Consider the following 19,553-nt stretch of genomic DNA (forward strand, 5'->3'; position numbering starts at 1 on the left):
AACTAGCCACCGCTCATTCTTAGATTCGCGTCCGATGCCGCTTTGTAGGCATCGTGTGCCGTCACTACTGCGGCTCGCATCTCGGTTATTCCCTCAAGAACCTCGGCTGCGCCGATCGCCCACTTCCGGAATGCTTGTTCCTGAGCTTCCGCGGCAGCACCTTGCCAGTTTTGCTGAATGGCAGCCATGCGTTTATCGAGGCCGTCGAGGCTTTCAGCGAGAAAGCCGATGAATCCGTTGACACGTGCGGCAAGCTGGTCGAGTTCGTCGAGATCGAAGGAAAATTCGCCTGAACCGTCGGACATTAGATATTCAGCTTCGGAAGATTGAGTGAACTGAGACCAGCGGCGTTCACGGTGTCTTGGCTGACGAATGCTTTGCTCGTCGCGCCCAGCAGTTCGGCCATAGTCGCGAGCGCATTAAGAACGGTCGCCGCGCCTTCCTTCGTTTCACTCCATCCGCCACTGAACGCCGTTGCCGCGCCGCCCGTCCAGTTCGATAGCACACCGGTGATCTCCCGGTCCAGAGAGTTGAGGCCGTTGATCAACGACTCCGCGACCTGCTGGACGTACGCTCCCGCGTCCGTAACGTCGTCCGGCACTATCGCGAAATCTTGTGCAGGCGTGCCTGATTCGCTTGACATGAGCCCCCTCCCAGAGACAGAACACCGCAGAGCTTAGCCGGACTACAAAGCTAAGCGCGACCGGAGGCACTCAAGCTCGGGCCGGTGATCTCGATCTGCCACTGCGGCAAATCCAGCCCACCGTGACTCGCGGAGGCAAGCGGCCCTTTCAGCCGGTGGTGGCGAGGAGACTGCACAGCGAACGTGTCCCGGTTGCGCAATTCGGTCCACGCTGCGAGCGTGTTCGCCGCTGCCTGCTGGCAGAGGTCTTCCCAACCTTTAGCGGCATCGCTTGAGGCAAACCGTAGTTCCCAGCCACTGGGTGCGGCAGGTGGCGCGACCCGGTCCCCACGCTTCGGACTCACCGAGCCTCCGGTTCCGGAACGGGCCCGAAGTCTCCGTCCGTTGGTGCGGCGAGCAGCGCTGCGAGCTCGGGGTCAGCCAGTGCTTCAGCTGTGTGCCGCCACCCTTCGATGACCAGCACAACAGGAGCGGGGTTCTCCAACGAATCGGCGGCTCGCATGGTCGCGACCAGCTCAAGGACAAATTCTTGTACATATTCGCGCGGGAGGAATTCCACCCACGGAAACACTTCCGGTAGCACGTCGGTGACGAGCCGCCGCGCTTCGGGATCGCGCTGCATCATCGCAACGAACATCCGCGTCGTGACCGAGGCGGCCGTCTGCGCCATCTCAGCTCTCGCCGCAGTCGTAAGCACTAGATCCTCGTCATCGCGTCGCCGAACTAATAGCGACTGCCCAGGGGTACGCCGAAGCCGCTCAACGGTGGCTTTGCCGCGAAGCTGTAGGTCGGAGAAGGACACCTCGGTACGCATACTTTTAAAGTACTTTAAATGTTCATGCCTGTCGAGCACGAATGTGCGTTCGTGGCCGGTGAGCCAGGTAGCTACTCCTAGCTCACCTCCCGCTGCCTCGGCTCCATCGAATGCAGCAAAACCTGCTCCAAAAGTGCAACTAAAACGTCGCGCACCGACTCGCGTGATCGTGCGTCGCACTCCACCACCGGAATCCACTCGTCCAGGCCCAAAGCCTCGCGTACTTCGGCTAATTCGAAGTGGGCCGCGTCGGCGAAACGGTTTACTACCACCACAAACGGGGTGCCGTGTTCCTCGAAATAGTCAAGTACCGGGTAGCAATCCTCAACGCGGCTCGTGTCGACCACGATGATCGCGCCCAATGCGCCGTCTACCAAGTCGTCCCACAGGAAGACGAAGCGATCCTGGCCGGGGGTACCGAAAAGATAGAGAATCAGCGACTGGTCGAGGGTGATTCGGCCGAAGTCCAAAGCCACTGTCGTAGCGGTCTTTTCGGCGCGGCGGCCCGGGTCATCAACGCCGATCGATACCTCGGTCATCGACGCCTCCGTCACCAGCGGTTCGATTTCGGAGATCGCGCCGATGAAGGTGGTCTTGCCGACGCCGAAACCGCCGCTGACCACGATTTTCACTGACGACGGCATTGCCGGGGTGCGGGAATTAGAGTGCGCGAACAAGATCACGGATCCTCTCGATAGCGGCCGTTGACAGCTCGGGGGCGTCGCGGACCGATACGTGGCCTGCCGCGGCCAAGTCGCTGACGATTACCTTCGCGATGCCGATCGGAACACGAAGTGCCGCACCAATTTCGGCGATGGAGTGCGGGCGGATACACAGGCGCACGACGGTGTGCTCTTCGAAACGCAACGGCGCCGACAGCGCGGAAGGTGGTGCCTGGACGAGGGTTTCGATGCGGAGTCCGTCAAGCAGCGGGACGGTGCGACCCGCGGTCAGCACGAACGGGCGAACGAAACGATCGTCGTCGGCATCAGGCGACGTCACCGGCTCAGGAATCGCTTGTTCCTGCCACCCGACGGTCCGATTCATCGGAATCATGCGCGGGTCGGGCAAGCGCGGTTGCTCTGAATTCCTCACCTGCGCAACGACTCTCGCAGAGAGCCGATCAACTGCGGGTCGAGCAGCGCCCCTGCGCGTTCAGCGAGCACCGCCATCTCGTAGCCAACCAGACCAACGTCGCACGCGCCGTCGGCGATCACGCCAAGACAGCTACCGTCGCCCAGCGCCGACACCAACAGGAAACCGCGCTTCATTTCGATCATAATCAGCTTCAAGCCGTCGAAAGCGTAACTGCGCGAAGCACTTCGGGCGAGGCTCGACAGCCCAGACACCATCGCGGCGAGGCGGTCAGCGCCCGCGCGGTCAAGGCCGTCTGACATCGCGATGAGCAGTCCGTCGGAGGAAACGGCGACGGTGTCGCGGACGCCATCGGTTGACCTGACGAAGTTACCGAGCAGCCAGTTGAAGGTGTGCGGGTCTGCGGTTGGGGCGGTCATTCGCGTGCTCCTGGGGTTGATCCGATCGATCAGTGAGTGGGGTCGGGCAAGGTGGTGTCAGCTCCGCGTTCATGCCCAATGCGGAAGGAAGACAGCATGTTTCGGGTTTGGTCGGGCGTGCGCTCGACGACCGGCGGCAGTTTCTGCGTGATTTCGGAACGCGGACGGTCGGGCGAGCCGGTGATCTTCGCGCGCTTGCTGCGCTTCACGAGACCGTTGCGGGTGTGCTCGACGGGCTGGCCGCTGCCCGCAGCGTGCTCAACGGCGGGGCGGCCCATGTCGTCGCCGCGCGGGATCGGCCCGGCGACCGGACGAGGACCGCGAGGCGCACCGGAACCGTTGGGGCTCACCGTGTCTCGACGGCCATTCGGCATCTGGCGGACGGTCGACGTGTCAGCCGACCCATTCCGGTCAACCGGGCCCGCGTGGTCGACCGGCGACGCCGCGCCCGAAACGAATCGCGCGTACACGCCGTCGTCGGGAGTCGTCGAGCCGCCAGCGTCAGCGCGGCTGTCCGCACTGTGGCGCGGCGCGCCGAACCCGTTGACCGGTCGGTTTGCGCCGCCATGACCATTCATCGATTCGGCAGAGCCAGTGTCGGCGTGCGCTACCCCGGTCCGCGCGCGGTCACCGTCATCTCGTCCGTGCGTCGCACCGTTGCGCGTCTCAAGCGCGGCCCGATCGCTCCCCAGCGAAGCAGGCCCGCCGTGACCATGCCCAGCGTCAATGCGCGACGCGAGCGAGCCCATGTCGCCATCCCCGGGCTGCACGGTGCCATTCCGCGCGGGTGCGGTGTCCTCAGCGGAACCAAGCCCCGCGACCGGCGTCGTGTCGCGAACAGGCTCAGCCCACCCGTTGCGCGTCCCTTCCACCGGTCGCGCGTTCGGGTCAACCAGCACGCTCGGCGGCAACAACAACCGCGCCACAATCCCGCTCACCGGCGACGTGTTCAGCTCAACCTCGATCCCCAATCGCCCCGCGAGCCGCCCAACCACGTAGTGCCCTAGGTAGCGCGTCGACGCGACGATGAAGTCCTGCTCCCCCCGCAACCGCGCGTTCGCCTCCGCCAGCGCTTCGGCCGACATCCCGACCCCGTGGTCAACCACCGCGAGCAGATAACCGCCTGCGACCTTCCGCCCATACACCTCAACCTCAAGGTCGGGCGGCGAGAACGCGAGCCCGTTTTCGATCAGCTCGGCAAGCGCGTGCGCGAGTTCGCTGACCACCGCGCCCGCGACCGCGACGTCGTCAACGCGCCGCAGCACAACGCGACGGTAGTCGTCGACCTCGGACAGGCCAGCGCGAATCACGTCGGTGAGCGCGATCGGTTCGGCCCAGCGACGCGGGCTCGCCTCGCCGACCAGCACCAACAGGCTTTCGGCGTTGCGGCGCATGCGGGTGGCGAGGTGGTCGAGTTCGAACAGGTTCGACAGGGCTTTCGGGTCGAGTTCCTCGCGTTCGAATTCGCTGATCAGACCGAGCTGCCTGCGGACGAGGTTCTGGTTGCGGCGCGCGAGGTTGGCCATCGACTCGGTGGTGTTGCGGCGCACCAACGCCTGTTCGGACGCGAGGTCGAACGCGGTCGTCTGCACGCGGTCGAGAGCGCTTGCGACAGCGGCGATTTCGGTACTCGCGCCCTGTGGCGTGCGAACGGCGGCGGGCGGCTCGGGCTGCTCGTCACCCTGATGCCACGCCGCGATCACGCCGGGCAGCCGACTCGACGCGACATCGTCGGCTTCGGCGGCGAGTTGGGCGAGCGGGCGCACAATCGCGCGACGGCTCGCGATCACCAACATGACCTCGACAGCAACCGCTACCAGCGCGGCCAAGGTGAACGCCGCGAGCAACAGCGCGGCGTCGCGACGCAGGTCAGCGGCACGGTCGCGCACGTCGTCGCCAACGTTTTGCTGCACGACGCGCTGCTGGTCGATGACCTCGGTCATGCGCGCCCACCACGTCGCCGGGTCGACCGACTCAACGAGCGGACCAGCGAGCGACGCGATCGCGATGTTCTCGAATTGACTTGCCCGCGCGGCATTTTCGCCCGACATCGCCGCGTCGAGCCGCTGCTGCTGTTCCGCTGTCGCGTTCCGGTCGAATTGCGTGAGCGCGGCCGTGCGGGCGGCGCGAATGTCGAGGAACTGCACGTACTCCCCCGCACCGAACTCGCCCGCGGCGAAGACACCGTTGAGGAAGCCGCGTTCACGCGCGGTGAATTCCTTCGCGTCGCCGAGGGCGTACAGGGCTTGAAGTCCGTGTCGCACAACGGGATCGCGCGCTTGGTCGAGTCCGAGCGCGAGGCGGTTGAGGGCGTCGATGGCGTCGGAGTAGAACTGGAACGCGGCCTGGCGCGACACGGTTCGGGTGTCAACTTGCGAGCGCACGCTCGGCAGCGTCGCCAAATGTCCTAGGGCGGAACGTACTTCGCTCGCGCCCGGCGGCTCAGCCGCGACAATGCCGCTCACCGCACGCAACGCCCCGTCGGTAGCCACCCGCTGATTCGCGACCGACTGTGCAACGTCGGCAGCCTGGCGCTGACTCGCGTCCGACTGCGTCAGTCGCGCGTCGCTGCCGAGCAAGCCGTTGCTAAGCCCGCGTTCGCGCTGCAGGTGATGCACCAAATCCTGCGCCGACAACGCGACGGCGACCGCGTCGACCGTCTCACCACTCCGCCGATACGCGCTGATTTGGCCAGCCATCGTGAGCCCAAGCAGCGCGAGGACGAGCACGAGGGAAACGGCGAGAAGTCGGGCGAGCTGACCGGAAATGGTGCGCGGCCGGATCAGCCTGCCGCGCGCGGCCTGCTGACGGGAATGTGAACGCACCACCTGCTCCTCACGGAAGGCGCCGATGCGAAATTCTCGGCGCGCCTGGGAAAGTCAGGTGTCAACTTGCACCGCTGACCTTTACTTGGTCAATTCGAGACGGTGTAAGAACGGGTTTCGTGCACTGATCTAAACATGCCCGACATTAATGGGGTGCTGTATGTCGAAAAGCTCACCGCGCGGTAAACCCGCAGGTGACCAGCGCGTTCACCGCAAGATCTATGCCCGGCAACGACTTTCGTGACGAGCCCCACAACGAAAGGATGGACGAACGTCGAACATTTAACCGCAATTGTATGAACAAAAATCGCGAATTCCCCCACATTTGCGGGGAATTCGCGATTGTGCGTTACTTCACTCAGCGCCGAGAATGCCCAGCACCTCATCGGAGAAGAAGAACGGCTCGATGCGCTCGCGAATAAGCCCCGCGAGCACCCCGTCGCGCTTCGCCGATTCGATGATCGCTGGGCCGTAGCGCAGGATTTCGCCCGTGACGTCCTCAGCCGACAAGCCAAGTTCCGGCAGCAGTGCCGACAGCGACCGGTCGCGGTAGCGGTCATAGAACACCGCGACGCACTCGTTCACCAGTACGCCGAAGTATTCCTTCTCGCGTGTGGTGACCGCGATCTCGTAGCACAACTGCACGAGTTCGTTGAGATCCTTCTGCGTGAGGTATTCACGCAAGCCCGAGACAGACTCGCCCGCGTGCAGGTCCCAAAACTCCATCGCCGCCGAATGCACGGGCGCGTCGCGCAGCATTTCCTGAATGGCGTTATTGGTGCGCTTCAGCGCGAAAGTGGCGCTCTTGCCTGCCAAATCGCCAACGAAGGTGGACTCGGCGGCCTTCTTCGCACGGTTCGCCGCCGACTGCCCGAGCGACATCAGCGACGAGACACCGGGAATGCGTTCGGCCCGTTCCATATTGACGGAAACGAAATCGCCGACGAGTTTGTCGACGAAACGCGACGCGACGGTGGCGACCAGGGGGCTCTCGGTGAGTCGATCGAGGATGCGTTCTTGCGCCTGGTGCATGCCAAAGATCTTGGCCAGCAACGCTTCTACGGGTTCGCGGTCGACGACGTCGCCAAGCGAGTACTCGGTGTTGCTGGCGATGTGGTCGTAGATCGCATCGGAGAACAGACCGACAGTGTCGGCGAGGATGGGTGCGCCGCCCATCCGATCAACCACTGTCGCAACGGTTTCGGTGCCCTGTTCCAGCGAAACGACGTCGCCGAAGGCGATCGTGTCGCCGACGGCGAGCACGGCGGCGACGTCACGGGCGATTACCTCGGCGAACCGTTCGCCGGTCACCTGCGCGAGCAGGAATTCGACCTGCGCGTCAAGCAGTCGTTCGGCGATCTGGCGCGGCTGCGTCATGTAGTTTGTCCACCCAATCACGGTTGTTCGCGGTGGGGAGACGCGTTATTTGTTGTCGCGCATCGACTTTCGAATTTCTTCGAGTCGATCACGCCCGGCTTTCTCGCGCGCCTCCCACTGTTCTTCGACGCTGCGACCCGCCGGGGTCTGTTGATCGAGTTCACCGGAGCCCTGCGCGATGCCGAAGCGCCGCTCGACCTTACCGCGAACGGAGTCGAATGTCGGCACTCCGCCAGCGGTATATCCGCCGGTAGCGGGCGTGATTGGCAATGTTGGTACCGGCGGTACCGCAAAGGTGGTCCCGACCTGGTGTGACGTGTCGGTCGGCTCGACGAACTCCGCATCGACGGTGTCGAGGGTCACAGGAGCATCCGGGTCGGTATTGCCGGACGCGACGCGGGTGAGGGCCGTGCCGACCTCGGTAAGGCCCGGTCGGCCCGCGATCGCGGCACGCATGATCGCGACGAGGTCGGCGTCGGGCAGCGCGGCGAGTCGCGCGAGGATCTCGCTGGTTTCGCTCATAGCCCGAGACTACTCAGCGGCGGCGAGCACCTGGTCAGTCCAGGAACCGAGCAGGTCCGTCCAGCGGCGACCGAGCGCGGCGATCACGTCGTTGTGGCCCGCACCCGCGACGACTTCGATGCGTTTGGGCTCGTTGGCGGCGGCGAAGAGGCGGTGGGCGTGGTCGATGGGCAGGAGTTCGTCGTCGGTGCCGTGCAGCATCAGCAGCGGTACGTGGGTGCGGGCGATGCGGTCGACGCTCGGGTACGCGTTGGGGATCAGTGGTTTCGGCAGAATCGGGTAGACCGATTTGGCGGCGTCGCGCATGCTGCTGAACGTCGACATCAAGATCAACGCGGCGGGTGGGAACTCCTGCGCGAGTTCGAGCATCACGGCACCGCCAAGCGATTTCCCAAGGTAGACAAGGCGATTCGGGTCAGCACCGTGGTCGAGAAGTGCCTGTCGGGCGGCGCGGGCGTCGAGGTAGGTGCCGCGCTCGGTGGGGCTGCCAGCCGACTTGCCGAAACCGCGATAGTCGAAGGCGAGGACGTCGAAACCGGCTCGGGTGAGGAGCGCGATGATGGCGACGCGGTCGCCGATAGTGCCGCCGTTGCCGTGCGCGTAGAGCAGGTGTGCGCGTGGTTTGCCTTGGGCGGGAACGAACCAGGCGTTGATGTGAACGCCGTCTTCGGTGCGAAGCGTGAGGTCTTCGAACGGAATCCCGTGCGCCGCAGGGGTTTCCGGCAGACCTGGCGTTGGCTGGAAGATCAGCCGATTCATGATCGGGTCGACGAGGGTTCGCGGTGACAGCTTTGGCACGGTGTCAACCTAGCCGGTAGCTGCTGACGCTACTTACTCCCGGTCAGCACCACTTCCGCGCGTGGGTCGCCGGTGTGGTGCGCCCAGAGTTTTTCGGCGAGGTGTGTTGGGCTAAGGAAGTCGATGCCCGGTGCGGGCGGTTGGGTGCCGAGGTAGGCGTCGATGACGACCGCCGTCGCGGCGACACCAACCGGCTTGAGTTCCTGCGCCAAACCGAGGGTCCAGTTGCGCAGCGCGGCTTGTGCGGCGCTACTGCCCGCGAAGGCGGGGTCGGGGTGAATTGCCGCACCGGAAATCACGAAAAACAGTGTGCCGCTACCGGATTCGAGCATCGGCGGCAGGATCGCATTCGTCGCGGTGACGCCCGCGTAGAAATGGCGGTCGAGTTCGGGGCGCAGGTTTTCGGGTCGCGCTTCCATCGCCGTTGTCGTTGGGAGGACGTCGCGGTTGGAGAAAACGAGCACGTCGATCGCGCCGAGCGCGGTGACGGCGTCGGTCATCGTCGCGGTGAGCGCGGCCCCATCGGCGATCACACAGGGGAACGCGGTCGCGTGCGTGCCGTTGCCGGACAGGTTCACGGCCAGCTCATCAAGCCCCTGCCCCACCAGGGCGACATGAAATCCGTGCCCGCCGAACTGCTCGGCGACCGCACGGGCAAGATCGGCCTCAGCTCCCACAATGGCGATGACAGACATGCGGGCGAGGGTATAACGCGCGGGGCGCTGAGCTGCGGAGGCGCGGTGCGCGCGGGCGTTTCGGGAGACGCCGCCACACCTGCGGCGACGTCTCCCGATCGCGACTATCCGCGCAGTTCAGCGCCCACTGCCGCGCCTGCCGCCGCCACCGCACCGTCGCGGGCCGCACTGGCCTCGTCTTCGGTGAGGGTGCGGTCGGGCGCGCGGAAGCGCAGTGCGTAGGTGAGCGACTTGCGGCCCTCACCGGCCTGCGTGCCCTCATAGACATCGAACAGCGCGATGTCTTCGAGCAGCTCGCCGCCACCGGTGCGCAACGCGGCCTCGACCTCAGCGGCCGGAACCGCCCGATCGACGCTCACCGACACGTCCTGCAGGACCGCAGGGAACGCGGAAACCATTGGGGCAGGACGGGATTGGACGAGCGGCAGCGCGTCGAGGTTGAGTTCCAGCGCGGCCGTGCGCGGCGGCAACGACGAACGCTCAAGCACCGCGGGATGCAGCTCGCCCGCGTAACCAACGACCTGACCGTCGACAACCAGCTCAGCACAGCGACCCGGATGCCACGGCAGATGCGCGGCGGCACGACGTTCGATGACCACGCCAGCGGCAGCGGCGACGTCGTCGACCAGGGCGAACGCGTCGGCAGCCTCGGCAGCCCGACCCGGGCCCCACGGCCCACGCGGATCGCGGCGACCGCTCAGCACCGCCGCGACATGCACCGGCTGCGCGGGCAGCGACGCGATGAGTTCAGCGATCTGTTCGTCGGTAGGACGACGGTCGACCGGCAGCGCTTCGACCGCATGCGTCGACTCCCCCGGCTGCACGACCTGGGCGATGCCGTAGATCGTGAGGTCGCGGGCACCACGCGAGATGTTGCGCGCGGCCACCTCAAGCAAGCCGGGCAGCAGGGTAGTCGCCAACTCGGGACGCTCGGTGTCGAGCGGGTTGAGCACGCGGGCGGTGTTGCGACGCCGATCGTCGGCGTCAAGGCCCCACACGTCGAAAACGCCACCCGGCAGGAACACCGGCGCGGGCACCTCAACGGCACCGGCGAACGCCAGCGCGCGGCTGACAGCGCGACGACGCTTCTGCGTCGCGGTGAGTCCACGACCGGCCGGAGCCGACGGCAGAATCGACGGAATCTGCTCAAGCCCCTCCAGGCGCAGCACCTCTTCGACCAGGTCAGCGGGCTGCGTGAGGTCGGGGCGCCAGCTCGGCGGCGTAACCGACAGCTGCGTCTTGCCCGCGTCGGTGACCTCGATTTCGACGGTCGCGCCGATCTGCGCGAGGCGACGCACCGACGTGCCAGCCGGGTACGTGACGCCAGCGACGCGGTCGGGCAGGTCGATGTCCATCTTGATCGGCTCGGCCTGCGTGAGCGGAAGGCGCACGTCGGTGAGCGTTTCGCTGATGGTGCCGCCGGTGATGTCCGCGAGCAGCGTGGCCGCGCGGTCGAGGGCGGCGATGTTGATTTCGGGGTCAACAACGCGCTCGTAGCGCTTCGCCGCTTCGGAAACCAGCTTGTGCCTGCGCGACGTGCGGTAGATGCGCAGCGGGTTCCAGGTGGCAGCTTCGAGGATGACGTCGGTTGTGGTGTCGTCGACCTCGGTGCTCGCGCCGCCCATCACGCCCGCGAGCGAGATGACACCCGAATCATCGGCAATCACAACATCTTCCGCGTCGAGCGTGCGCTCAACACCGTCGAGGGTGCGCAGGGTTTCGCCGGTATTCGCCGACCGAACAACGAGGCCGCCGGTGAGCTTGGCCGCGTCGAACGCGTGCAACGGCTGGCCGAGTTCGAGCATCACGTAGTTGGTGACGTCGACGGCGGGCGAGATGGGGCGAATACCCGACAGCATCAGGCGACGCTGCAACCACAGCGGGCTGACCGCGTTCGGGTTGACCCCGGTAACGCGACGCGCGCCGAAACGTGTTGCGGCCGTGTCGGGTTCGATCCGCACGGGCAGCGTTTCGGTTGCGCTGTTCGGCAACGTGCGCACGGCCGGGTCGGCGAATTCGAGGTCGGAACCACACGCCAACTCACGCGCGAGGCCGCGCACCGAGAAGCAGTAACCGCGGTCGGGGGTGACGTTGAGTTCGATGACGGTGTCGTCGGTGCCGAGCAGCACGTTCGCGTCGTCGCCGGGGTTGGCGCTGCCGGGTTCGAGGACGAGGATGCCGTCGGCGTCCTTACCGATGCCCAGTTCTGCGACCGAGCAGATCATGCCGTTGGACGTATGCCCGTAGGTTTTGCGCGACGAAATCTTGAAGCCGCCGGGCAGTTCGCCGCCGGGCAGGATCACGACGACGAGGTCGCCGACGGCGAAATTGCGTGCGCCGCAGACGATTTCCTGCAATTCGGGATTGCCGACGTCGACCTTGCAGAAGCGGATGGGCTTCTTGAACTCGGTGAGTTCGGTGATTTCCTCAACGCGACCAACAACGAGCGGCTTGTCGATATCGCCGCCGATGGGCTGCAACTTGTCGAGCTCTTCCACCTCAAGCCCGACGCGAACGAAGCCCGCGTCGAGCTCTTCCGGGGTGACCGACCATTCGGGGGTGGTGCGGGTCAGGATCTCGCTGAGCCAGGACTGTGCTACTCGCACTTGATGATTCGCTTTCTGCTCAGGACTGGATACCGAAGGGCAGGGTGAAGCGGATGTCACCCTCGACGATGTCGCGCATATCGGGAATGCCGTTGCCGAATTGCAGCGTGCGTTCCATGCCCATGCCGAAGGCGAAGCCGGAATACACCTCGGGGTCAATTCCGCTGGCGATCAACACCTTTGGGTTGACCATGCCGCAGCCGCCCCACTCGACCCAGCCAGCGCCGCCCTTCTTGTCCGGGAACCACACGTCGACCTCGGCCGACGGTTCGGTGAACGGGAAGTAGTTGGGGCGCATCCGCGTTCGCGTTTCGTCGCCGAAAAGGGCGCGGGCGAACGCGTCGAGGGTGCCGCGCAGGTGGGCCATCGTGAGGCCCTTGTCGATGGCGAGACCTTCGACCTGGGAGAACACCGGGGTGTGGGTGGCGTCGAGCTCGTCGGTGCGGAAGGTGCGGCCGGGGCAGACAACGTAGATCGGCAGGTCGCGTTCAAGCATCGAACGGACCTGGACCGGCGACGTGTGCGTGCGCAGTACCTGGCGCGAGCCTTCCGCGCCCGAAGCGTCAGGGCCGGAGGAGGTAGCGGAGCCCGCAGGACCCGCTTCGGGTGCATGTCGATACGGCGCGATGTGGAACGTGTCCTGCATCGTGCGCGCGGGATGGTCCGGGAGGAAGTTGAGCGCGTCGAAGTTGAAGTGCTCGGTCTCGACCTCGGGACCCTCGGCGACCTCCCAGCCCATGCCGACGAACACGTCGGCGATGCGCTCGGAGATGACGGTGATGGGGTGGCGCGCGCCGACCGGGCGGCGGCTCGCGGGCAGCGTGACGTCGATCTTCTCGGCGACGAGCACCGCCTGGTCGCGCTCTTCGAGCAGCGCGGCGCGCCGGGCATCGAACGCGTCCGACACCCGCGTGCGGGCGATGTTGACGCGCTTGCCAGCGTCGGCCTTCTGGTCCTTGGGCAGGCTGCCCATCGCACGTTGAGCGAGGGCGATCGGCGATTTACCGCCGATGTGCTCGGTCTTGGCGACCGCGAGCGCGTCGAGGTCGGCCGCAGCAGCGAACGCCTTCTCGGCTTCGGCTGCGGCAGCGGCCAGCGCCTCCTCGGTCAAAGCGTCGACTCCACTGTTGTCGTCGGCCACGATTGTTCGACTCTCCCTGGGGATCGGTGCACGGGCGCCGCGATGACCGCCGACCCGTTTCGATAGGTGCATAAATCCTATGGGATAGGGCTGACACACTTCATCCGGATTACCTTCGGCCGCGTTTGGGCGCGTTCGCTACTGCCCGTAGAGGGGCAGGCACGCGGTGTCGACGGTGACGTCGAACGGGCGGTTTAGCTCGATCGGTTCGCCATAATTGCCCTCGATCAGCTCGCAATAGCCCGTGCTGCTTGGTTGCGCGAAGTGCGCCCACCTGCCGGTTCGTGGGTCGAGGACTACAAGCGCGCGCACACCTGCGGCGGCGTACCAGTCGTTTTTGCCAGCGATCTGAGTTGCGCGTTCGGACCGCGAAATCACTTCGACGGCCAGTTCAACATCAAGCGGGTCGGCGAGCCACTCGTCGTCGGTGTCCCAGCTTTCGGGAAGCACGACGAGGTCGGGCGTGCAGTAGTCGTCATCGTCGCCGGGCATCGCGATCGACGTAACTTCATACATCCCGAGGCCGGGAGGCATCGTCAACTCCAACTGCTGACGCAGGCGGCGGATTGTGCCAGCGTGTTTGCCACGCGGCGTTGGCGACATCACTAGCGACCCCCCGAGAATCTCCACCCGCAGTCCGGTCGCGCGCTCGATCTCCTCAGCGACGACGCGGAGATTGCCGGGCTGCGGATGCATCGAGGGGAGAGACACTGGGTGCTCCTTTATGTGGCCTACCGCGTTCAACGATACCGGGTGTGACCTGGGCCGCGTTTGAGTCTGTTCATGGACTGAACAGACACCCATCCGCGCAGGTCTACGGCGGTTTTACGGCCTGTCGTGCGCGTGTCGTAAAAAGTTTGTCATCTACGGAACCGAAGGGTCCTAGGCAGCGTCCAAGTCATCAAAGCGCTTGATTCGTGTTTGCCGAGATGACTGACCGACAGGACGCAACGATGCCGACGCACCACTTCGACCTGCCCCGCGCCCGTCGCGTGACCCCGCCCGGCTCGGGGTTGCGCCGCGCGGGACTCAACATCGTCCCGATGGGCGCACAACCTGGCCCCTTCCCGCGCGCTTTGGGCCCGTGCCCCAACCTGCTGAACTCGCAACGGAAGGAGTCGACGGACCCAGATGAGCGGGAGTAAACCGGTCGCCCACGTCGAGGGCCTGAACCGGGCGTTGCCGCGCCCGGTCCGGCCTTCGCGCCTACTGAACCTGGGTCACCTTTCGGGGCAGCAAGGTTGCGGCCACAGCTGCTGCCGCCACCAAGCCCGCGCCGACCCACACCGCTGGGACCAAGCCGTCAACATACGACTGCGGATCCTGGTAGGAACCGTGCGAAGCGAAAACTGAAGCGAGGGCGGCGATTCCGATCGCGACGCCCACCTCGCGGACCGTGCTGTTGATGCCCGAGGCCATGCCCTGGTCAGCCGGGGACGCGCTCGCCATCACGATGGTCGAGCCGGGGGCGAAGGTGAGGCCCATGCCGATGCCGCCCAAGACGAACGGGGCGACAAACGCGGTGTAGGGGGCGTCGACGGTCGTGATCAACGCCATCCACGCCAATGAAACCGCGAGGCTCACCTGACCTGCCGCGATCAGGACGCGCGGGCCAACGCGGTCGACGACCAAGCCCGCAAGTGGGGCGATGAGCATCGGAACCAAGGTCCACGGAAGCGTCCGAATTCCGGACGCCAAGGGCGAATATCCTTGCACCACTTGGAAATACTGCGCGAGCAGGAAGATCGAACCGAATACACCGGCCGAGAAACCGAAGCTGACCAGGTAGCTCAAACTCAGCCCCCGCGAGCGGAACATGTGTAGCGGCAACATCGGATCAGTGACCCGCGACTCCCACCCGACGAACAGAGCGAGCGCGATCGCCCCGCCGATCAGGCCGCCCAGCACCGGCCCGGACGTCCACCCGTCATCGGCGCCGTGAATCACACCCCAGACCACCGCGAGCACCCCACCCGCCGACAGCACGAGCCCGACCAGGTCGAGTTTCCTTGCGACACCGCGAGATTCGACGAGCATCCGCGCGGCGAACGGCAACGCGAGCAGCCCGATCGGCACGTTCAGCCAGAAAATCCACTGCCAATTCAGGCCTTCAACAACAGCGCCGCCAACAACGGGACCAACCGCAACACCGAGCCCAGCGATGCCGCCCCAAATGCCAATCGCCGCGCTGCGCATCTTCTCCGGCACCGCCGCCGCGAGCAACGTGAGCGACAACGGCATGACCGCAGCACCGCCCGCACCCTGAATCGCTCGCGCGAGAATCAGCATCCACGGCTCCGTCGCCATCGCGCACGCCGCCGACGCGGCAACGAAAAGCGCGATGCCAGCGAGGAATACACGTCGTCGACCGATCCGGTCGCCCAACGCCGACATCGTCAACAACAGCGAAGCAAACGACAACGTGTACGCGTTGACGAACCACTGCAGGTCCGAAAGTGTCGCGCCCAGTTCGGTTTTGATCACGGGCAGCGCGTTCGTGACGACAAGGTTGTCGAGCGTGACCATGAACATCGGAATGCCAACGGCCGCGATCACCGCCCCGACCGGTTTGGCTTTGCTCGGACGCACCCCTGCGTCGTCGAGCTCAAGTGTCTGAGTCATGACCCGCCCTTGTTGTAATTGACTGATAACTACGCAACCCATGCTTATGCATCGGCTGATAACATGTCAAGAGAAATCTTTCGACAACGGCGACGAGAGGGCGGCGTGAACGCGACGACGAGAACGAGGATGACCGCGGCCGAGCGCAGCGAGCAGGTACTCACCGCTGCCGTCCAAGCCTTCGCCGAATCTGGTTATGCCGCAACGAAAACCGACGACATCGCACGCCGGGCAGGGGTTTCACAGCCCTACGTGATTCGCCTTTTCGGCACCAAGCAGCAGCTGTTCGTCGCCGCGCTCAACAAGGTGTGCGGGCGTATCGAAGAGGTCTTTCGTGCCACCGAGCTCGACCCCAACGACGACGTTGAGGACAAACTCTGCACCCTCGGCAAGAGTTTCGACGTTTTTCTCGCCGAACGCGAACTCCCCCTCGTGCTTCTGCACGGCGTCGCAGGCAGCTCCGACCCGGTGATCGGCGAACACACACGCGACCGCTTCGGCCGCATCTACCGCCTGATCGAAGAACTCAGCGGCGCCGACACCCACCGCACGCGCACCTTTGTCGCGACCGGCATGCTGCTCACGATCATGACCGCGATGCAGGTTGCTGGCCCCGATGCGATCGCGGTGCCGTGGGCGCAAGAAGTGCTCGTCGACATCGAGGGCAGCAACAACCCCGCTAGCTAGCGCGCGTGCTGCACCCGCGCACTCGAATACAGGCAAATTGCCGCTGCCGCAGCAAGATTCAGGCTTTCTGCCCGCCCGTGGATGGGGATGCGGATGCGGTGATCGGCCCGCGCGGCAACAGCGGGATCGAGCCCGTGCGCCTCATTGCCAAACAACCACGCGACCGGTCCCGACAGAATCTCGTCGGCCTCATCTAGGGAGACTTCCCCGTTGGCCGCTGTCGCGAGAATCGTGACGCCAGCGCCAGAAATCGCGTCGAGCGTGGCATTGATATCGCGACTGCGCGCAACCGGCACGTGAAACAGGCTGCCCGCACTCGACCGCACGGCTTTGCCGTTATGCGGGTCGACGGTGTCGCCCGCGAGCACAACGCCGTCGGCACCAACCGCGTCGGCGACGCGAATGAGCGTGCCCGCGTTGCCCGGCTCGGCGATCTCAACGGGAACGGCAAGCATGCGCGGGGAGTTGTCGAGAATCTCACCACGCGGCACGTCGACCTGCTCGCACACCGCGACCAACCCAGGCGAGGTGACCGTCTCCCCCAAATGCTCGGCGGCCCGATCGCTAACCATCGACGTGCGAATACCGTCGGCGACCGCGCCCGCGATCAACGCGTTGTCGCGTTCGGCGGCGGCCAAAGAATAGAAAAGCTCGCGGACGCGCCCGGTTTCCAGCGCCGCGGTGACCGCGTTCGCGCCTTCAGCGAGGAACAGTCCACTTCTGCGGCGCTGGGCCGCCCGCTGGAGCTTGACAGCGGAAACGACCCGCGGGTTGCGCTCAGAGAGCGCTTCCGCGGGTCGTTTCGACGAATCGCTATGCGTCGTCAACTATCAGGCAGCCTGGGCAGCCGGAGCGTTGACATCGGCGGGCAGCGCGGCCTTGGCCACGGCGACCAGGCCGGCGAACGCCTCAGCGTCGGAGACGGCAAGCTCAGCGAGGATCTTGCGGTCGACCTCGACGCCAGCGGCCTTGAGGCCCTGGATGAAGCGGTTGTAGGTGATGTCGTTCAGACGCGCGGCGGCGTTGATACGAGCGATCCACAGCTTACGGAAGTCACCCTTGCGCGCCTTGCGGTCGCGGTAGGCGTAGGTAAGCGAGTGAAGCTGCTGCTCCTTGGCCTTGCGGTACAGGCGCGAACGCTGACCCCGGTAGCCCTTCGAAGCTTCGAGAACGGAACGGCGCTTCTTCTGAGCGTTGACAGCCCTTTTGACGCGTGCCACTTGAGTAGTCCTTGATCATCTGGGGGCGCGGCTAGGCCAGCGCCCAAGTTCGGAAAAGTCTTGGTGCCGCGATCTCAGGCGAGACCGAGCAGTCGCTTCACGCGCGGGGCGTCGACGGAGGCAACGGATTCCGTGCCTTCCAGGCGACGGGTGCGACGCGAGGACTTGTGCTCCAGGAGGTGGCGACGGTTCGCCTGCTCGCGAAGCAGCTTGCCCGAACCGGTCACCTTGAATCGCTTCTTGGCGCCGCTGTGGGTCTTGTTCTTCGGCATGGCTTCCTCTATCTAGTCGGTGAAACTTGTCGTTACTGCGGGTCGCTCGGTGCGGGCTGCTCGGTGGCAGCCGCCGCGTCGTCGACAAGCGCAGCGGGTTCGGCGCTAGCCGGACCGGTCGGCAACGGCTGCTGACGCGCCGAAGGAGCCGAGTCCTGCTGGGCCTTCACCCGAGTCTTCGCACCCTTGTGGGGAGCGAGGACCATGGTCATGTTGCGGCCGTCCTGCTTGGCCGAGGTCTCAACGAAGCCGAGATCGGCGACGTCGGAGCCCAGACGCTGAAGCAACCGGAAGCCGAGTTCGGGCCGCGACTGCTCACGACCACGGAACATGATCGTGACCTTGACCTTGGAACCAGCTTCGAGGAAGCGAACAACGTTGCGCTTCTTGGTCTCGTAGTCGTGGTCGTCGATCTTCGGACGGAGCTTCTGCTCCTTGATCACGGTCTGGACCTGGTTCTTCCGGGACTCGCGCGCCTTCTGCGCCGTCTCGTACTTGAACTTGCCGTAGTCCATGATCTTGCAGACCGGCGGACGGGCATCGGGTGCAACCTCGACCAGGTCGAGATCGGCTTCGAGCGCGACGCGTAGTGCATCTTCAACACGCACGATCCCAACCTGTTCGCCGCCGGGTCCGATAAGCCGAACCTCGGGAACACGAATGCGATCGTTGATGCGGGTCTCAGTGCTGATGGGGCCTCCTAGGTCAAGCGGTTCGTCGTCAGACGACCGCGAGCAATAACTGCAACCCCTTCTTCAACACGAAAGCCCCGGTGCGAATTTCTCCGCAACGGGGCCCGAGTCGACCGATCGCCGAATACCTCGCTGAACCCGTGCCGGGTTCGGTAATCGACTCTCTACACGCGAACGTGCGGAGAAACCTGCCGCAAGGGCTGGTGACCGGTACCGTTAAACCAGCCGATTGCTCGTTGGTAACGGTGGGAGTCGGGCTCCACTTATCTGCCCCCAGATCAAGACCGCAACAAACCGGCGCACGACCAGGGGCGGTCGTCAGCAATCAGTCTAGCATCGCATCGCGCTATTACCGAATCGGCCGGGTGCGCGGGCGCGCGAGGTTGCTGCCGATAGCCTGATCATCATGACTGACGAGCTCGAACCCCCCGTGCGCGACCTTGCCGACATCCCCGCTGTCGAGGTGATCAGCCGGGCCGCGGTGATGCTGATGAGTTCCGCGGCGGAAAAGCTTGGCCTCGCTGGGGAGAATCCCGGCTCGGGCGAGAACGTCGACCTCGACGAAGCGCGTCGCGTGATCACCGCGCTCGCCGGCTTGGTCACCGCGTCGGTGGAGTACCTCGGCCCGCACGCTGGCCCGATCCGCGAGGGCTTGCAGGCGTTGCAGCGCGCGTTCCGCGAGGCATCGTCAACGCCGGACGCGCCGGGCGCTGGCCCGGGCGAGAAGTACACGGGCCCGGTTTACTAAGCAGCCGTTAACGCGAATGATCCGCCGACGCGAGTGCGTCGGCGGATCATTTTTCTTCCGGGCCGCAGTGTGGCCCGAGCAAGCTAACGTCAGACCGCGGGGACAGGCGCGGGAGCCGGCGCGGGGATGGTGCCGCCGGGGTTAACGGCAAGCGATGAGCCGTTGGAGATCATGTTCGCGAGAGCGGTGAGCAGAGCGGCGCTACCGGTATCCATGTGAGTATTCCTTTCGATCCGAGAGCGCGTCAGACCGCGGGCACGGGTGCGGGCGTGGGCTGGGTCGGGGTGTACGCGAGCGAAGAGCCACCCGCGAGAAAGCCGAGCACGGTGGTGATGAGGCCCATTGTGGCTTCGTCCATCAGAATGTTCCTTTCGAAC

The 19,553-nt window shown here is 65.2% G+C and carries 24 protein-coding genes; 3 read left to right on the forward strand and 21 right to left on the reverse strand.

Annotation, left to right across the window (positions count from 1 at the left end; all coding sequences use genetic code 11):
- Positions 1 to 2: 2 nt before the first annotated feature.
- The 15 genes from IEX78_RS22375 to IEX78_RS22445 all read right to left on the reverse strand — a co-directional run bounded on the left by IEX78_RS22375 (position 3) and on the right by IEX78_RS22445 (position 13,646).
- A complete protein-coding gene (locus IEX78_RS22375; protein WP_188831035.1) occupies positions 3 to 305 on the reverse strand; it encodes a WXG100 family type VII secretion target in 303 nt (100 codons plus the stop codon).
- On the reverse strand, positions 305 to 643 hold the full coding sequence (locus IEX78_RS22380; protein ID WP_188831036.1) for a WXG100 family type VII secretion target: 339 nt from the start codon (positions 641 to 643) through the stop codon (positions 305 to 307). Before IEX78_RS22380 ends, IEX78_RS22375 begins: the two co-directional genes overlap by 1 nt.
- Before the next feature lie 50 nt (positions 644 to 693).
- Positions 694 to 987: a hypothetical protein gene (locus IEX78_RS22385; RefSeq protein WP_188831037.1), complete on the reverse strand. Its 294-nt coding sequence runs from the start codon at positions 985 to 987 to the stop codon at positions 694 to 696.
- Positions 984 to 1,457, reverse strand: coding sequence for a hypothetical protein (locus IEX78_RS22390; protein ID WP_188831038.1), 474 nt, complete (start codon positions 1,455 to 1,457; stop codon positions 984 to 986). Before IEX78_RS22390 ends, IEX78_RS22385 begins: the two co-directional genes overlap by 4 nt.
- A 77-nt stretch (positions 1,458 to 1,534) precedes the next feature.
- The gene (locus IEX78_RS22395) at positions 1,535 to 2,101 is read right to left on the reverse strand and encodes a GTP-binding protein (RefSeq protein ID WP_188831128.1); all 567 of its coding nucleotides are present in this window, start codon (positions 2,099 to 2,101) and stop codon (positions 1,535 to 1,537) included.
- A gap of 16 nt (positions 2,102 to 2,117) precedes the next feature.
- Entirely contained in the window at positions 2,118 to 2,552 is a 435-nt protein-coding gene (locus tag IEX78_RS22400; RefSeq protein ID WP_229684238.1) for a DUF742 domain-containing protein, read from the reverse strand.
- Complete coding sequence (locus IEX78_RS22405) at positions 2,549 to 2,971, reverse strand: roadblock/LC7 domain-containing protein (RefSeq protein ID WP_188831039.1); 423 nt, start codon at positions 2,969 to 2,971, stop codon at positions 2,549 to 2,551. The genes IEX78_RS22400 and IEX78_RS22405 overlap by 4 nt, the downstream gene beginning before the upstream one ends.
- Positions 2,972 to 3,000: 29 nt before the next feature.
- Positions 3,001 to 5,796, reverse strand: coding sequence for a sensor histidine kinase (locus IEX78_RS22410; RefSeq protein ID WP_229684240.1), 2,796 nt, complete (start codon positions 5,794 to 5,796; stop codon positions 3,001 to 3,003).
- Between the two features lie 354 nt (positions 5,797 to 6,150).
- A complete protein-coding gene (locus IEX78_RS22415; RefSeq protein ID WP_188831040.1) occupies positions 6,151 to 7,173 on the reverse strand; it encodes a hypothetical protein in 1,023 nt (340 codons plus the stop codon).
- 45 nt (positions 7,174 to 7,218) lie between these two features.
- Positions 7,219 to 7,695, reverse strand: coding sequence for a hypothetical protein (locus tag IEX78_RS22420; RefSeq protein WP_188831041.1), 477 nt, complete (start codon positions 7,693 to 7,695; stop codon positions 7,219 to 7,221).
- Positions 7,696 to 7,704: 9 nt separating this feature from the next.
- Complete coding sequence (locus IEX78_RS22425) at positions 7,705 to 8,493, reverse strand: alpha/beta hydrolase (RefSeq protein ID WP_229684241.1); 789 nt, start codon at positions 8,491 to 8,493, stop codon at positions 7,705 to 7,707.
- A 29-nt stretch (positions 8,494 to 8,522) separates the two neighbouring features.
- On the reverse strand, positions 8,523 to 9,188 hold the full coding sequence (locus tag IEX78_RS22430; protein WP_188831042.1) for an SDR family NAD(P)-dependent oxidoreductase: 666 nt from the start codon (positions 9,186 to 9,188) through the stop codon (positions 8,523 to 8,525).
- Between the two features lie 104 nt (positions 9,189 to 9,292).
- Complete coding sequence (pheT, locus tag IEX78_RS22435) at positions 9,293 to 11,794, reverse strand: phenylalanine--tRNA ligase subunit beta (RefSeq protein WP_188831043.1); 2,502 nt, start codon at positions 11,792 to 11,794, stop codon at positions 9,293 to 9,295.
- A 19-nt stretch (positions 11,795 to 11,813) separates the two neighbouring features.
- Positions 11,814 to 12,935: a phenylalanine--tRNA ligase subunit alpha gene (gene pheS / locus IEX78_RS22440; protein WP_188831044.1), complete on the reverse strand. Its 1,122-nt coding sequence runs from the start codon at positions 12,933 to 12,935 to the stop codon at positions 11,814 to 11,816.
- Between the two features lie 138 nt (positions 12,936 to 13,073).
- Positions 13,074 to 13,646: a Uma2 family endonuclease gene (locus IEX78_RS22445; RefSeq protein WP_229684243.1), complete on the reverse strand. Its 573-nt coding sequence runs from the start codon at positions 13,644 to 13,646 to the stop codon at positions 13,074 to 13,076.
- A gap of 218 nt (positions 13,647 to 13,864) precedes the next feature.
- Between IEX78_RS22445 and IEX78_RS22450 the strand changes: the two genes are divergently transcribed.
- Positions 13,865 to 14,080 carry a hypothetical protein gene (locus tag IEX78_RS22450; RefSeq protein ID WP_188831045.1) on the forward strand — a complete coding sequence of 72 codons (216 nt, stop codon included), beginning with the start codon at positions 13,865 to 13,867 and terminating at the stop codon, positions 14,078 to 14,080.
- A gap of 61 nt (positions 14,081 to 14,141) precedes the next feature.
- On the opposite strand, the gene IEX78_RS22455 is transcribed toward IEX78_RS22450, so the two are convergent.
- Positions 14,142 to 15,557: an MFS transporter gene (locus IEX78_RS22455; RefSeq protein WP_188831046.1), complete on the reverse strand. Its 1,416-nt coding sequence runs from the start codon at positions 15,555 to 15,557 to the stop codon at positions 14,142 to 14,144.
- Between the two features lie 129 nt (positions 15,558 to 15,686).
- Here IEX78_RS22455 and IEX78_RS22460 point away from each other — a divergent pair, with 129 nt between their 5' ends.
- Entirely contained in the window at positions 15,687 to 16,244 is a 558-nt protein-coding gene (locus tag IEX78_RS22460; RefSeq protein ID WP_188831047.1) for a TetR/AcrR family transcriptional regulator, read from the forward strand.
- Here the strand turns inward: IEX78_RS22460 and IEX78_RS22465 are convergent.
- From IEX78_RS22465 to infC, 4 genes are all read right to left on the reverse strand, one after another.
- Complete coding sequence (locus IEX78_RS22465; RefSeq protein ID WP_188831048.1) at positions 16,241 to 17,071, reverse strand: TrmH family RNA methyltransferase; 831 nt, start codon at positions 17,069 to 17,071, stop codon at positions 16,241 to 16,243. The two genes, IEX78_RS22460 and IEX78_RS22465, sit on opposite strands and share 4 nt — an antisense overlap.
- 3 nt (positions 17,072 to 17,074) lie before the next feature.
- The gene (gene rplT, locus IEX78_RS22470; RefSeq protein WP_188831049.1) at positions 17,075 to 17,464 is read right to left on the reverse strand and encodes a 50S ribosomal protein L20; all 390 of its coding nucleotides are present in this window, start codon (positions 17,462 to 17,464) and stop codon (positions 17,075 to 17,077) included.
- A gap of 74 nt (positions 17,465 to 17,538) precedes the next feature.
- Positions 17,539 to 17,736, reverse strand: coding sequence for a 50S ribosomal protein L35 (gene rpmI, locus IEX78_RS22475; RefSeq protein ID WP_188831050.1), 198 nt, complete (start codon positions 17,734 to 17,736; stop codon positions 17,539 to 17,541).
- Positions 17,737 to 17,768: 32 nt separating this feature from the next.
- Positions 17,769 to 18,428 (reverse strand): translation initiation factor IF-3, encoded by a 660-nt coding sequence (gene infC / locus IEX78_RS22480; RefSeq protein WP_188831133.1) that lies wholly within the window; start codon positions 18,426 to 18,428, stop codon positions 17,769 to 17,771.
- Between the two features lie 406 nt (positions 18,429 to 18,834).
- Here infC and IEX78_RS22485 point away from each other — a divergent pair, with 406 nt between their 5' ends.
- A complete protein-coding gene (locus tag IEX78_RS22485) occupies positions 18,835 to 19,176 on the forward strand; it encodes a DUF1844 domain-containing protein (RefSeq protein WP_188831051.1) in 342 nt (113 codons plus the stop codon).
- An 89-nt stretch (positions 19,177 to 19,265) separates the two neighbouring features.
- Here the strand turns inward: IEX78_RS22485 and IEX78_RS24570 are convergent, their stop codons facing one another.
- A complete protein-coding gene (locus tag IEX78_RS24570) occupies positions 19,266 to 19,391 on the reverse strand; it encodes a hypothetical protein (RefSeq protein ID WP_268240925.1) in 126 nt (41 codons plus the stop codon).
- Between the last annotated feature and the right edge of the window lie 162 nt (positions 19,392 to 19,553).

Origin of the sequence: Nocardia camponoti (assembly GCF_014646135.1) — a bacterium.
In the GTDB taxonomy this organism is placed as follows: domain Bacteria; phylum Actinomycetota; class Actinomycetes; order Mycobacteriales; family Mycobacteriaceae; genus Nocardia; species Nocardia camponoti.